Genomic DNA, 13,731 nt, shown 5'->3' with positions numbered 1-13,731 from the left:
GGCATCGCACGCCACTTGACGCCGTTGTCGACCAGGTAACGGACCGCGTCGAGCATCTCGCGGTGGCAGTACGCCTCCGGCTGCCCGCCCCGGCCCTCCAACCACGCCGGCACCGGCAACGCCGCCCGCACAACACGCCACTCGGCGTCCGTCATGTCCGACGGATACGCGGGCGCCCGGCCCGGCCGGGCGCCCGCGTTCCCGTACACATGCGCGAGGCAGTCACACTCCCGGTGGAACAAATTGGACGTGCCGGCCGCGACCGCGTACAACCGTGGCAACAGGGCCTCCTGGACCTCTCGTTCGGCGTAGACAACCACCGAGATTCCAAGAGGCCCTGTCTTCATGCATGGATGGCGTCGGTATCACTCCAACGAGACGCCAAGTCCTATAAACCGACACCAACTTCGGTAAGACAACGGCTACTGAGGCCAACTCAGCCCGGCCGGCGCTTGAGGCCACCCAGCCCGGCCGGCGCTTGAGGCCAACTCAGCCCGGCCGGCGCTTGAGGCCAATCAGCCCAACGTCACCCATGCCAAGACCGCCAAAGCGCAGCATACGCACCGGAGGCCGCGATCAACTCCCGATGACTGCCCAACTCGGTGATCCGCCCGCCCTCCACCACCGCGACCCGATCCGCGTCATGCGCCGTGTACAACCGGTGCGCGATCGCAATCACCGTCCGGCCCGAGATCACCGCACCCAGCGACCGCTCCAGATGCCGAGCCGCCCGCGGATCGATCAGCGAGGTGGCCTCGTCCAGCACAAGCGTGTGCGGATCGGCCAGCACCAGCCGGGCCAGCGCCAGCTGTTGCGCCTGCGGAGCGGTCAACTCGTGGCCCTTGGGCCCCACTTCGGTGTCCACCCCGGCCGGCAGCGCCGCCACCCAGTCCGCGTCGACCGCGCGCAGCGCCTCCAGCACGTCGTCGTCGGAGGCGTCCTCACGAGCCAACAGCAGGTTGTCCCGCAACGTGCCCCGAAAGACGTGGTGCTCCTGCGTCACCAACGCGACCCGGCCGCGCAGTTCGTCCAGCGGCAGACCGACCAGCGGCACCCCGCCCACCGACACGCTCCCGGACGTGGGCGCGTTGACCCCGGCCAACAGCCGTCCCAGCGTGGACTTCCCGGCGCCGCTGGGCCCCACCACGGCGATCCGCTCCCCCGGCCGGATGGTCAGGTCGATACCGTGCAGCACCTCGCGGCCCGTCGCATAGGCGAACCGCACATCGCGCACGGCCAACGTCTCGTCCACCGGCTCGGCGTCGGTCGGTTCGCGATCGGAGGGCACATCGGCCACGCCCAGCAGCCGGGCCAGCGAGGCCGCCGAGATCTGCACCTCGTCCAGCCAGTTCAGCAACTCGTCCATCGGGCCGATGATCAACTGCACGTACAGCACCGCGGTCGCCACCTCGCCGAGCGTGGCCCAGCCGTGCAGATACGCCCACCCACCGAAGGCCGTGGTGGCCACCACCGGCAGCATGTAACCGAAGTCCACCGACGGGAACCAGATCGTGCGCAACCACAGCGTGTATCGCTCGGCCGCGTACGCCTGCGCGACGTCCTCGTCGCCACGCCGCCGGCGCCGGTCGGCCAGCCGCAGCGCCTCGACCGTGCGCGCCCCCTCGACCGTCTCCGCCAGCGAGTCGGTCACCTGTGCCCACGCCGCGTTCTCCCGCAGATAGCCGGCCGGCGCGCGGCGCAGGTACCAGTACGTGATCGGCACCAACAGCGGCAGCGTGATCAGCAGCGGCAGCGCGAGCAGCGGATTCAGCAGCAGCAGCCCCGCGAAGGTGAGCACGATCGTCACCGCGGCGACCAGCACGGACGGCACCGCCCGCCGGGCGGACCGGGACATCGCGGCCACGTCGCGGTTCGCCCGCCCGAGCAGGTCTCCGGAGCCGGCCCGCTCGACGGTGGACAGCGGCAGGTCCAGGATCCGGTCCACGAACTCCTCGCGGACCTGCGCGAGCAGCCCCTCGCCCAGGCGCGCGGCGGCCACTGCGGCCTGCCGCACGATCAACGCCTGGAGCAACAGCGCGCCGGCGATGCCCAGGCCGAGCAGGTCGATCGTGCGGGTCGCACTGTCCGCGCGGACCTTCTCGATCAACACCCCGAGCAACCGCGGCGCGACCAGGCCGGCCACCGCGGCGAGCGCGTAGAACAGGACGGTCAGGATCAGATCGCGTCGCCGCTCGCGCAACAATCGCACGGCGTGCCGGCCGACCTCGGCGGCCGGCGCGATCGGGAGCAGTTCCCGCGCGCTCACGCGTCCTCCTCGCCTTCGTCGCCTCTGTTACCTCTGTTGCCTCTGTTGCCTTCGTCGTCCCGGTCGTCCCGGTCGTCCTCGTCGACCCGGGTGACCAGCGCGGCGTACCGCGGCTCGGTCGCCAAGAGTTCGCGGTGTGGACCGACCGCCATGACCTTGCCGTCCTCGACGTAGGCGACCTCGTCCATCGTGTCCAGCACGAGCGGACTCGTGGTGGCGACCACCGTGGTGCGGCCTCGGCGGTGTGCGGCGAGCCGGGCGGCCACCCGCGCCTCGGTGTGCGCGTCCACCGCGCTGGTGGGTTCGATCAGCACCAGCGTCTGCGGGTCGGCCATCAATGCCCGCACCAGGCGCAGGCGTTGCACCTGTCCCCCGGAGAACTCCCGGCCACGCGCCGCGATCTCGGTGTCCAGCCCGTTGTCCAGCGCGTCGATCACGTCCTTGGCGCAGGCCACCTCGACCGCCGTCGCCAGATCGCCCGTTCCGCCGTCGCCCGGCGTCAGTTCGCGACGCAGCGGCCCGGAGAACAAGCCGGCGTCGTGATGCCCGACCAGGATCCGCGCCCGCACGTCGGCGAGCGCGAGGTCGGCGAGCGGCACGTCGGCGTAGAGCACGTCGGCCTCCTCGTAGCGGCCGAGTCGATCGGCCAGCGCGGGCGCGTCCTGCGGGTCCTCGCAGGCGATCCCGAGCAGCACACCGGGCCGGACCATCAGGCCTGAGCACCGGTCCACCAGGTCCCCCGGCGGCGGCCAGGCGACCGGATCGGCGGTGTCCGTCACGCCCGGTTCCAGGGCGAGCACGCGCGTCACCCGTCGGGCCGCTACATGGCCGCGCACCACCCGGTCGGCGAACTCGGTGATGGTGGAGAGCGGCACGGTCAAAAACGCCGCGTAGCCGTAGAAGGACACCATCTGACCGATCGTCAACCGGCCGTCCAGGGCGAACCGGGCGGCCAGCCAGGTGCCGAATGCGACGAAGAAGCCGGGCACCAGGAACTGCGCGGCCTCCAGGAGGGATTCGACCCGGGCGGTGCGTACACCGGCCGTCCGCAGCTGTTGTGACTCGCGCCGGTAGCGGGCGCCGAACGTGCGCTCGCCGCCGATTCCGCGCAGCACCCGCAGGCCGGACGCGATGTCCACGGCCCGGTCGGCCAAGCCGGTCTGCAGTTCGCGGTAGGCGTTCTGGCGTCGGTGCAGCGGACGCAGCAGCAGCGAGACCAGGCCCATCAGCAGCGGCACGCCGATCAGTACGAGCAGGCCCAGCGGCACCGACATGTTCAGCAGCACCACCGCGACCACGGCGAGCGTGACGACCGACGCGCAGCCGCGGGCGGTGATGTCGAGCGTCGAGCCGATCGCGTCCACGTCCGAGGTGCCCACGCCGACCACCTCGCCGGAGGCGATCCGGCGCTGTAGGGCGGCACCGAGCCGGGAGGCGTGCCGGGTCACCAGTTGGATCGTGCGAAACGCGCCGTCGAGGAAGTTGGCGACCGCGTTGCGGTGTCGCATGATCCCGGTGAAGCCGATCAGGATGGCGATGCCCAACAGCGCGCCGGACCACGCGAACAGCCCCTGCTCGTCGCGCGCCTCGATCGCGTCGATCGCACGGCCGACCGCGGCGGGCATCAGGGCCTGCGCGACCATCCACACCGACGCCCACAGGATGCCCATGAGGATCGTGCGGCGGCTGCGAACGGCGAGCCAGGTCAGGTATCGGCCCGCCGACCGGATATCGGGATCGCCGGGGTCGGCGACGGGAAACGTACGCATTGTCTCGCGACGCTAACGCGCGAGAGTTTTTCGGGCCACGGATTATTCGCCGTGCCCGGGGTCACGACCGGCTCGACCGGCTCGCCGACCGCGCGAGGCCGACGGCTAGAAGGGCTGCACCCGGCCCGGTTGCACCGGCAGCGGGGCCGGTGCAACGGCCCGCTTCTGGTACGTCGGGCGGTCGACCACCTCCAGCCCGATCACTTCCCACGGCGGCAACCCCGCGCTCTGCCGGTGCTCGCCCCACAGCCGCAGCGCGATCGCCGCGGCGTCGTGCAGGTTGGGCGCCTCCTCCCAGTACCGCACTTCGGCGTGGTCGGCCGCGTAGCGTCCGGCGAGCAGGAAGGGGTGTTCGTGGGCGAGCCGTTCCAGCGCGCGCCGCACATCCTCGGGATCACCCGGCTTGCCGGCGAGGGTCAGCGTGATGTGCCACATTCGGCCCGCGTCGTCTTGTTCGACCCGCGCCGTCGTATTCGGCTGTCCCCAGGGGCGTTCCCCACGCTCCGGCACGGCCGGCCTCCCGTCGGCGAGCTGCTGATCTTCCGTGGTCGTCGCTCAGCGGCGCAGCAGCACGAGATCGTCGCGGTGGACGACCTCGCGCTCGTAGGCCGGACCCAACTCCCGAGCCAACTCTCGAGTCGATCGCCCGAACAGGCCCGGCAGTTCCTTCGCATCAAAGTTGACCAGTCCGCGGGCCACGATGTGACCGTTTTCGTCAACCAGGTCCACCGGATCGCCGGCGACGAAACGGCCCTGGACACCGGTGATCCCGGCGGGCAACAGCGAGCTGTGGCGCTCGACCACGGCCCGGACCGCGCCGGGATCCAGCGTGAGCCGACCGCGCGCGGTGCTCGCGTGGGCCAGCCACAGGAGTCGGTCGGCGGTGCGAACTCCGGTGCGGTGGAAGAGCGTTCCGGTGTCCTTTCCGGCCAACGCGTCGGACGCGAAGCGGGCCGCGGTGAGCACCACGGGGATGCCCGCCGAGGTCGCGATGCCGGCCGCCTCGACCTTGGTGACCATGCCGCCGGTACCCACGCCGGCCTTGCCCGCCTTGCCGATCTCGATGCCTTCGAGATCCTGCGGTCCGCTCACGAACGGAACCCGGGCCGAGGTCGGCTTCGCCGGGTCGCCGTCGTAGAGCCCGGCCACGTCGGACAGCAGCACGAGCAGATCGGCGTGCACGACGTGCGCGACCAGCGCGGCGAGTCGGTCGTTGTCGCCGAACCGAATCTCCTCGGTGGCCACCGTGTCGTTCTCGTTGACCACCGGCACCGCGCCCATCGCGAGCAGCTTGTCCAGCGTGTTGTAGGCGTTGCGGTAGTGCGCGCGGCGGGTGACGTCGTCGACGGTCAGCAGCACCTGGCCGACCCGCAGGCCGTACCGCGCGAACGACGCGGTGTAGCGGGCCACGAGCAACCCCTGGCCGACACTCGCGGCGGCCTGCTGGGTGGCCAGATCACGCGGTCGGTGCGGCAGGCCCAGGGGGGCCAGCCCGGCGGCGATCGCACCGGAGGAGACCAGTACGACTTGGACCCCCTCGGCCCGCTTGGCCGCTATCACGTCCACGAGGGCGTCGACGCGGTCCGCGTCCAAGCCCCCCTGCGCGGTCGTCAACGAGGACGAACCGACCTTGACCACGATGCGGCGCGCGGAGGTCACGTCCTCGCGCGCCGCGCCGGCCCCAGTGTGCACCTCAGGCCCCGCCTTCCCTGTTCGAAAAGCATCCGGCGCTCGAAAGCCACCGGAGTCACCCAAAAACGTCGGGAATCATCGTCGTTCGCGGAGCATCCGTCGGTCAGGAGTCCGCGAAGGGGTCGAACTCCTCGTACTGCGACTCGATCGCGTCGCGGTCGCGGCGGCGGTCCACCGCAGGGCGGTGCGTCTGCAACCGGTGGTCCTCGCCGCGTCGACCCAGCATCTCGGCGCCGGCCGCCACCGTGGGCTCCCAGTCGAAGACCACACCGGTGACGTCGTCGCCGATGACGACCTCGGCACCGGGAACGGCGCCGGCCGACCACAGCGCCTCCTCGACGCCGAGTCGGGCGAGCCGGTCGGCCAGGTAGCCCACCGCCTCGTCGTTGCTGAAGTCGGTCTGGCGCACCCAGCGTTCGGGCTTGGCCCCGCGCACGATGAACGCCTCGTCGCGCCGGGTGACGGTGAAGCCGCTGTCGTCGACGGCGGTCGGCCGCAGCACGATCCGGGTCGCCTCGGGCGCCGGCGCGGCATCGCGCGCACCCTGCACCTGGGCGGCCATCGCGAAGGACAACTCGCGCAGGCCCGCCCGGCTGACCGCGGAGACCGCGAACACCTGGAGCCCGCGCGCCTCCAACTCGGCCTTGACCATGTCGGCCAGGTCGTTGCCGTCGGGCACGTCGATCTTGTTCAGCGCGACCATCCGCGGCCGGTCCTCCAGGCCGCCGTACGCCTTCAGCTCGGCCTCGATCGTGTCCAGGTCGCTGATCGGGTCGCGGCCGGGCTCCAGCGTCGCGCAGTCGAGCACGTGCACGAGCGCCTTGCAGCGCTCGACGTGCCGCAGAAACTCCAGACCCAGGCCCTTGCCCTCGCTCGCGCCCGGGATCAGCCCGGGTACGTCGGCCACGGTGTAAACGACGTCGCCGGCGGTGACCACGCCCAGGTTCGGCACCAGGGTGGTGAACGGGTAGTCGGCGATCTTGGGCCGCGCGGCGCTGAGCGTGGCGATCAGCGAGGACTTGCCGGCACTCGGGTAACCCACGAGCGCGACGTCGGCGACGGTCTTGAGCTCCAGGACGAAGTCGCCGGCCTCGCCGGGCTCGCCGAGCAGCGCGAAGCCGGGGGCCTTGCGGCGCGGGGAGGCCAGCGCCGCGTTGCCGAGGCCGCCACGACCGCCCTGGGCGATCACGTAGCTGGCGCCGTTGCCGACCAGGTCCTCGACGAATTCCTCGTCGCCGCTCGGGAGCAGTCGCTTGACCACCGTGCCGTCCGGCACCGGGAGGATCACGTCCGCGCCGTTGGGGCCGGTCCGGTTGGCGCCGGCGCCGGGCTTGCCGTTGGTGGCCTTGCGGTGCGGGTGGTGGTGGTATTCGAGCAGCGTGGTGGTGTTGGCGTCCACGACCAGCGTGACATCGCCGCCCCGGCCGCCGTTGCCACCGTCGGGGCCGCCGAGCGGCTTGAACTTTTCCCGGTGGACGGAGGCCACGCCGTGGCCCCCGTTACCCGCCGCGACATGCAGCACGACGCGGTCGACGAAGGTCGTCACGTGGATTCCTCCTCGGCTCCCCGAGCGGGGAGCGAAACACTGTGGACAAACAACCGAGGGCGGACCGCATGGGGTCCGCCCTCGGATGTCAAAGCGAATGCCGCGGCGTGATTATTGCGCCGGGACGATGTTCACGACGCGGCGACCGCGCGCGGTGCCGAACTGCACGGCACCGGCCGACAACGCGAACAGCGTGTCGTCGCCACCGCGGCCGACGTTGGTGCCGGGGTGGAAGTGCGTACCGCGCTGGCGGACGATGATCTCGCCGGCGTTGACGACCTGGCCGCCGAAGCGCTTGACGCCGAGGCGCTGAGCGTTCGAGTCACGGCCGTTCCGGGTGGAAGATGCACCCTTCTTGTGTGCCATGTCGCTTCTCCCTACTTCCCGGAGTTGATGCCGGTGATCTTCAGCTGGGTGTGCTGCTGGCGGTGACCCATGCGCTTGCGGTAACCGGTCTTGTTCTTGTACTTCAGAATGTCGATCTTCTTGCCCTTGGTGTGATCGACGACCTCGGCCGTCACCTTCACACCCGCGAGGACCCACGGGTCACTCGTCACGGCTTCACCGTCTACGACGAGGATGGCCTGGAGCTCAACTGCCGAACCGGCCGCACCGCGAATGCGGTCGACCTGGACGACGTCACCGACGGCAACCTTGTGCTGCCTGCCACCGGCGCGAACGATCGCGTACACCGTGGATCTCTCTCTCTGCAGGGTCCGAGCCCCTGAAGCCAGCCACACCGAACAGAAATCGGGGGCCTCCTCCGAAGCTTGCGTTCCGAAGGGTGGTTGCTCAGGAGCCTGTGCCTAAGCACACCAAGGGCAAAGGTTACAGGATGCCCGGGGGCGAAGGCCAAACGGGTCCGTCCCGGGGTTCGACCCCGGGACGGACCCGTCGTGACTCAGGTTCCGCTCGCCGCCGAAACCGGCTCGGCGCCGTCCACGGCGCCCTCCGGCGGACCGGCGGGGCGAGTCGCCCGCCGCGACGTCTTGCGCGGCTTGGCAGCGGCCTTGGCGGGCTTGGCCGGCTCGGCCTCCGCCTCGGCCGGGACCTCGGCGGCGGCCCGGGCCTTGGCCGCAGCCTTGGTGGCCCGGGTCGACCTGGCTGCCTTCGGCGCCGGCTCGGCGACCGGCTCGGCCGGTGCCTCGCTCGCCGCCGCTGCCTCGGCCGCCTCGGCGGCGACCTTCTTGGCCGACTTGCGCGGCGTCTTGGCGGCGGCGGTCTTCTTCGCCGGTGCGGCGGTCTTGGCCGCGGCCTTCTTGGCGACCGTCTTCTTGGCGGCGGCCTTGCGCACCCGCTTGGCCGGCGCCGGGGCCTCGACGGCCTCGACCGGCTCGGCCTCGACCACCGGGGTCTCCTCGGCCGGTGCCTCGGCGACCACCTCGGCCTCGACCGGCGGGGCCGGCTCCGGCTCGACGGCGACCTCGACGGTCTCCACGGTCTCGATCGCCTCGGCGACCTCGACCGGCTCGACCGAGCCGACGGCGGCGACCTCGGGCAGTTCGGTGTCCGCCGCGACGTCTTCGAGCACCGGCCCGTCCAGGTCGAGCGATTCGTCGGTGTCGACGATCTCGGTGATCGGCCCGCTGCCGTTCTTGTCGGCGTTGCCCTTGTTGCGCTTGCGTCGCCCGGAACCGGCGGGGCTGCCATTGCCGCCGTGGCTTTGACCGCCGTTGCCGTGACCCTTGGTCTCCGGCGCGTCCATGTGCACGATCACGCCGCGCCCGTTGCACCGCTCGCAGTTCTCCGAGAAGGCTTCGAGCAGACCCTGGCCGACCCGCTTGCGGGTCATCTGGACCAGGCCGAGCGAGGTGACCTCGGCGACCTGGTGCTTGGTCCGGTCCCGGCCCAGGCACTCCATCAGGCGCCGCAGCACGAGGTCGCGGTTGCCCTCCAGGACCATGTCGATGAAGTCGACGACGATGATGCCGCCGAGGTCGCGCAGCCGGAGCTGGCGGACGATCTCCTCGGCCGCCTCCAGGTTGTTGCGGGTGACGGTCTCCTCGAGGTTGCCGCCCTGACCGGTGAACTTCCCGGTGTTGACGTCGACCACGACCATCGCCTCGGTGCGGTCGATCACCAGCGAGCCGCCGCTGGGCAGCCAGACCTTGCGATCCAGCGCCTTCATCAGCTGCTCGTCGATGCGGTACGTCGCGAAGACGTCCACCTCGCTGGTCCACCGGGACAGGCGCGGGGCCAAGTCGGGGGCCACGTGGCCGACGTAGTCGTGGATGACGTCCCACGCCTCGTCGCCCGAGACGATCAGCTTCGAGAAGTCCTCGTTGAAGATGTCGCGGATGACCCGAACCGTCATGTCCGGCTCGCCGTACAGCAGCGAGGGCGAACTGGTCGTGATCATCTTGGACTTCTTCTTGATCTCTTCCCACTGGGCCTGCAGCCGCGTCACGTCGCGGGTCAGGTCCTCCTCGGTCGCGCCCTCGGCGGCGGTGCGCACGATGACGCCCGCGTTCTCCGGCACGATCTTCTTGAGGATGGTCTTCAGCCGCGCCCGCTCGGTGTCCGGGAGCTTGCGGCTGATCCCGGTCATGGTGCCCTCGGGCACGTAGACCAGGTAACGACCGGGCAGCGAGACCTGGCTGGTCAGCCGGGCGCCCTTGTGGCCGATCGGATCCTTGGTGACCTGCACCAGGACCGACTGGCCGGGCTTGAGCACGGCCTCGATCCGGCGCGGGCCGCTGAAGCCCGCCGCCTCGAAGTTGACCTCGCCGGCGTACAGCACCGCGTTGCGGCCCTTGCCGATGTCGACGAAGGCGGCCTCCATCGACGGCAGCACGTTCTGGACCTTGCCCAGGTAGACGTTGCCGACGTACGCGGACTGGGTGTCCTGGCTGCGACTGACGTAGTGCTCGACGAGCACGTCGTCCTCGAGCACGCCGATCTGGGTGCGCTCGCCGTTCTGGCGCACGACCATCACGCGCTCGACCGCCTCGCGGCGGGCCAGGAATTCCGACTCGGTGATGATCGGCACACGCCGACGGCCCTGCTCGCGCCCCTCGCGGCGGCGCTGCTTCTTGGCCTCCAGGCGGGTCGAGCCCTTGACACCCTGCACCTCGTCGGTGGGGCTTTCGGCGAGCGCCTCGCGCTTGCGCGGCTCGCGGACCTTGACCACGGTGCGCTCGGGGTCGTCCTGCGGCTCGGCGGCAGGCTCGTCGCCGGCACCGTCACGGCGGCGGCGCCGACGCCGACGCCGGCTGCTGGTGGTCGCCCCGGGGTCACCCGGCTCGTCGATGTCCTCGTCGTCGTCCGGACCGTCGCCGACGCCTTCGGCCTGGTGCTCGCCGTCCTCATCCGAGCCGTTGTCCTCGCCACCGTCGTCACCGCGGCCGCGACGCCGACGGCCACCGCGCCGACGACGCCGGGTCGGGCGCTCGCCCTCGGTGTCGTCCTCGTGCGTGTCGGAGCCCTCAGGCTCCTCCGCCGGCTCGGGCTGCTCGGTCGCGGCGACCGAGCGGCCCACATGCCGCTCCTGCTCGTCCTGGTAGCGCGAGTCCTGCGGTTCGGCCTCGGCGGCCGTGTGCACCTCGTCCACCGGCAGCGCGCGCCGCCGGCGACGCCGACCGCGCGGCTCGTCGGGCTCGGTCCGGGTCTCCGGCTCGGCGACGGCCGGTGTCGGGGTCGGCGCCGGGGTCGGCTCGACCGCGCGCTGGGGCGCGGCGAAGACGGCGGCCTGCGGGGCCTGGAACAGCGGCTGGAACACCGGCGGCGGCGTCTTGCGGCCGCTGCGGGTCCGCGGCTCGGGTGCGGCCTCGGGCTCCGGCTCGGGCGCGGTCTCGGCGACCGGCTCGGCCTCGGCGACAGGGGTCTCCTCGATCGCGTCGGCCGCGGGCACCGCGCGCTTGCGGGTACGCCGGGTCCGCCGCGGGGCCTCCTCGGCCGGCTCGGCCGCGGTCTCGGGCTGCGCGATCTCGGCCTGCACCGGCTCCGGCACGACCTCGTCCGGGGTCGCCTCGGGAGCGACCGCCGCCCGCTTGCGGGTGCGCCGGACGCGCCGGGGTGCCTCCTCCGGCTCGGGCTCGGGCTCGGCCGCCGCCGGTGCGGGCTCGGCAGCCTCCACCGGTGCGGACGCGACCTCGGCCGTGTCGGTGACCGGCGCGGTCACCCGCTTGCGGGTGCGCCGCGCACGTCGCGGGGCCTCCGGCTCGGGTTCGGGCTCGGGGGTTGTCTCGACCACTGCGGCCTCCTCGGCCTCCGGCTCCTCCTCGTCGGAGGGCGCGGGAACCTCGGGTGTCACGGCAGCCGGAACCGGCGCGGCCTCGGCAGAGGGCACGCTCGGCGGTCCTGCGGGACGACTGGCGGCGCGGCGACGGCGGCGGGGGGCCGGCGTCGTGGCCGTGTCGTCCTTGGTGCTGTTGTCGTTGTCGGAAGTACCGGAGTTCACAACCCCGGGTGTACCTGATGTCTCAGGCGTGTCGTTGGGCTCGGTGTCGAGCATGCGGGTCTGTCTCCCGTCACGCTTCCGGGCGCTCCAACGCAGGGCGCCGCGCGGAAGCTTCTCTCTCACTCGCCGGTCCCGACCTTGCGGCCGTGACCGGGCGATAAGTCTGTCGGAAATTCAAGCCTTGGGCCTCGTGTACCCGGTCGTCACCGATTCGAGGCTTCGACGACGGGTTCTGCACCGCCCTGCGGGCCGGTCCGGAGTTCCTCGCCCCCCTGCGAGGTGTGCTCCACCGCCGATGCTGCGCGGTCGGGCGCGAGCGGGTCGGTCACCGAATCGGTCGCGGTGTCGAGCGGCCCCTGCGCCAGGCGGGTGACCGCGGCGGCGGTGGGCGTAACAAGTTCGGCGACCATGCGAAGACCGGACAGAACGTCGTCGGGTCGAACGGCGGGTGTGGTGTGCCGGACAACCAATCGCAGTATCGCACAGGGTGCGGGGCTCTCCGCATCGACACCCTGGTGACCTGCGTCGTTCCCGTCGGGGGTGGTGACGGTCAGCGCGATCACCGCCTCACGGGCGTCGAATGTGCGCATTCCGTTCTTGCTCATCCGCTGGACCTCGACGGTCTCGGCGGCCAGGAACACGCCGACCGCGCGCTCGGCCTCCTCGCGTGTGACGCCCGCGAGGACGAGCTCCCAGACCGACGCCTCCAGGCGTTCGGGCAGGTTGCCGCCGTGCGCCTCGACGATCTCGAGCACGTCGAGACCGGTCGGCAAGGACGCGTCGAGCAGGTCTCGCAGACGCGCCGGGTCACAGTGCGTGGCCACGCCGATCTCGAGATACTCGGCCTCGCTGGCGACGCCGGTGGGCGCCGCTCCCGCGTAGGACACCTTGGGGTGGGGGGTGAAACCGGCGGAGTAGGCCATCGGCACTTCGGCCCGACGCAGAGCCCGCTCGAACGCGCGCTGGAAATCCCGGTGGCTGGTGAACCTGAGGCGGCCGCGCTTGGTGTACCGGAGCCGCAGTCGCTGGACCGTCGGCGCGGGCGGCGGTCCCTCGGGCGTACGTCGTGCCAGTTTCGCTCAGTCCTTGGCTCAAGTGGGTGGGCAGTAGTCGATCCAAGCGTACGGCCATCGGGCGGGTCGGGTCAGCGCCCCCCGACTCCGAGGGCCCGCAGCACCTCCGCGGCGGCCCGACCGATCGGCCGGAGCACGTTGCGACCCACCCAGCGCAGCGGGGCCACGACCGCGAATCGCCAGACGGCGCGGATGGCCCTGCCGATCGGCGCGAGCACGTTGCGCCAGGCCCAGGACACCGGCAGCACGACCAGGTGGTGCCAGACCACCGCGATGCCGCGGCCGATCGGGACCAGCACGGCCCGCCACAGCCAGGACAGCGGCCGGACGATCAGGAAGTTGAATACGGCGGTGGACACCTCCCACGCGAACCGCAGCGCCTGGAGCGTCGCGCGCCCGACCGGGCGCAACACGTACCGCCACAGCAACACGGCGGGCTTGTACAGGAGGTGTCCGAACAGAAATGCGAGCGGTCGGGCGATCACGTGGACGACGACCCACGCGATGGCGTTGCCGATCGGAACCAGGATGTAGCGGGCGACGAAGCGCAGCACCGGGTACAGGAACCAGTCCCACAGCAGGATCTTCAGGCCCTTGAGGATCGGATGCAGGAACCAGTCCCAGAACAGGAATTTGATCCCCCTGCCGATCAGTCGCAGCAGCTCCCACAGCAGGCGCAGCGGCACCACGACGATCAGCGCGATGATCCGGGCGAGCCGGCGCACCACCGCGTACAGGCAGCCCTCACCCGGTTCGGGGCCGCCGGCGGCGCGTGGGTGCGGGAGTTCGGCGTGCTGCTGCCACGCCGGCGGTTCGGGCGCGCCCGGTGCGCCCGGTGCGCCCGGTGGGTTGTTGTGGGTCGATGGCGTCCACGGCACCCGATCCGGTTGGTCCCCGTTTGCATTCACCCGGGAAGATTAGTGGCCCCGCCCGCGGCAAGGGAGCGGGACCACGAACGCTGCTTTGCGTGATGATCCGACTACCTG

11 protein-coding genes are annotated in these 13,731 nt (G+C 71.5%); all 11 read right to left on the bottom strand.

From position 1 onward, the window contains the following. Positions 1-347 (bottom strand): transposase (locus ABZS54_RS30570; RefSeq protein ID WP_355543203.1); only part of this gene is annotated, 347 nt, incomplete at its 3' end. A 179-nt stretch (positions 348-526) separates the two neighbouring features. Continuing rightward, a complete protein-coding gene (locus ABZS54_RS30565) occupies positions 527-2,266 on the bottom strand; it encodes an ABC transporter ATP-binding protein (protein WP_355543200.1) in 1,740 nt (579 codons plus the stop codon). After that, positions 2,263-4,035, bottom strand: a complete 1,773-nt coding sequence (locus tag ABZS54_RS30560) for an ABC transporter ATP-binding protein (protein ID WP_355543197.1) — start codon at positions 4,033-4,035, stop codon at positions 2,263-2,265. Before ABZS54_RS30560 ends, ABZS54_RS30565 begins: the two co-directional genes overlap by 4 nt. 105 nt (positions 4,036-4,140) lie before the next feature. Further along, on the bottom strand, positions 4,141-4,545 hold the full coding sequence (locus tag ABZS54_RS30555) for a hypothetical protein (protein WP_355543194.1): 405 nt from the start codon (positions 4,543-4,545) through the stop codon (positions 4,141-4,143). Between the two features lie 45 nt (positions 4,546-4,590). Then, positions 4,591-5,694, bottom strand: a complete 1,104-nt coding sequence (proB, locus tag ABZS54_RS30550) for a glutamate 5-kinase (RefSeq protein ID WP_355543215.1) — start codon at positions 5,692-5,694, stop codon at positions 4,591-4,593. A gap of 136 nt (positions 5,695-5,830) precedes the next feature. Beyond that, a complete protein-coding gene (gene obgE, locus ABZS54_RS30545; protein WP_355543191.1) occupies positions 5,831-7,273 on the bottom strand; it encodes a GTPase ObgE in 1,443 nt (480 codons plus the stop codon). A 111-nt stretch (positions 7,274-7,384) separates the two neighbouring features. Continuing rightward, positions 7,385-7,639 (bottom strand): 50S ribosomal protein L27, encoded by a 255-nt coding sequence (rpmA, locus tag ABZS54_RS30540; RefSeq protein ID WP_355543188.1) that lies wholly within the window; start codon positions 7,637-7,639, stop codon positions 7,385-7,387. An 11-nt stretch (positions 7,640-7,650) separates the two neighbouring features. After that, on the bottom strand, positions 7,651-7,965 hold the full coding sequence (rplU, locus tag ABZS54_RS30535; protein WP_026218258.1) for a 50S ribosomal protein L21: 315 nt from the start codon (positions 7,963-7,965) through the stop codon (positions 7,651-7,653). Between the two features lie 209 nt (positions 7,966-8,174). Then, positions 8,175-11,672, bottom strand: coding sequence for an Rne/Rng family ribonuclease (locus tag ABZS54_RS30530; RefSeq protein ID WP_355543185.1), 3,498 nt, complete (start codon positions 11,670-11,672; stop codon positions 8,175-8,177). A gap of 203 nt (positions 11,673-11,875) precedes the next feature. Continuing rightward, entirely contained in the window at positions 11,876-12,745 is an 870-nt protein-coding gene (locus ABZS54_RS30525) for a TIGR03936 family radical SAM-associated protein (protein ID WP_355543212.1), read from the bottom strand. 71 nt (positions 12,746-12,816) lie between these two features. Then, positions 12,817-13,653: a hypothetical protein gene (locus tag ABZS54_RS30520; RefSeq protein WP_355543182.1), complete on the bottom strand. Its 837-nt coding sequence runs from the start codon at positions 13,651-13,653 to the stop codon at positions 12,817-12,819. Positions 13,654-13,731 lie beyond the last annotated feature (78 nt).

It is taken from the genome of Embleya sp. NPDC005575 (genome assembly GCF_040605455.1).
GTDB lineage: Bacteria > Actinomycetota > Actinomycetes > Streptomycetales > Streptomycetaceae > Embleya.
This window is presented reverse-complemented; position numbering and strand designations above follow the sequence as displayed.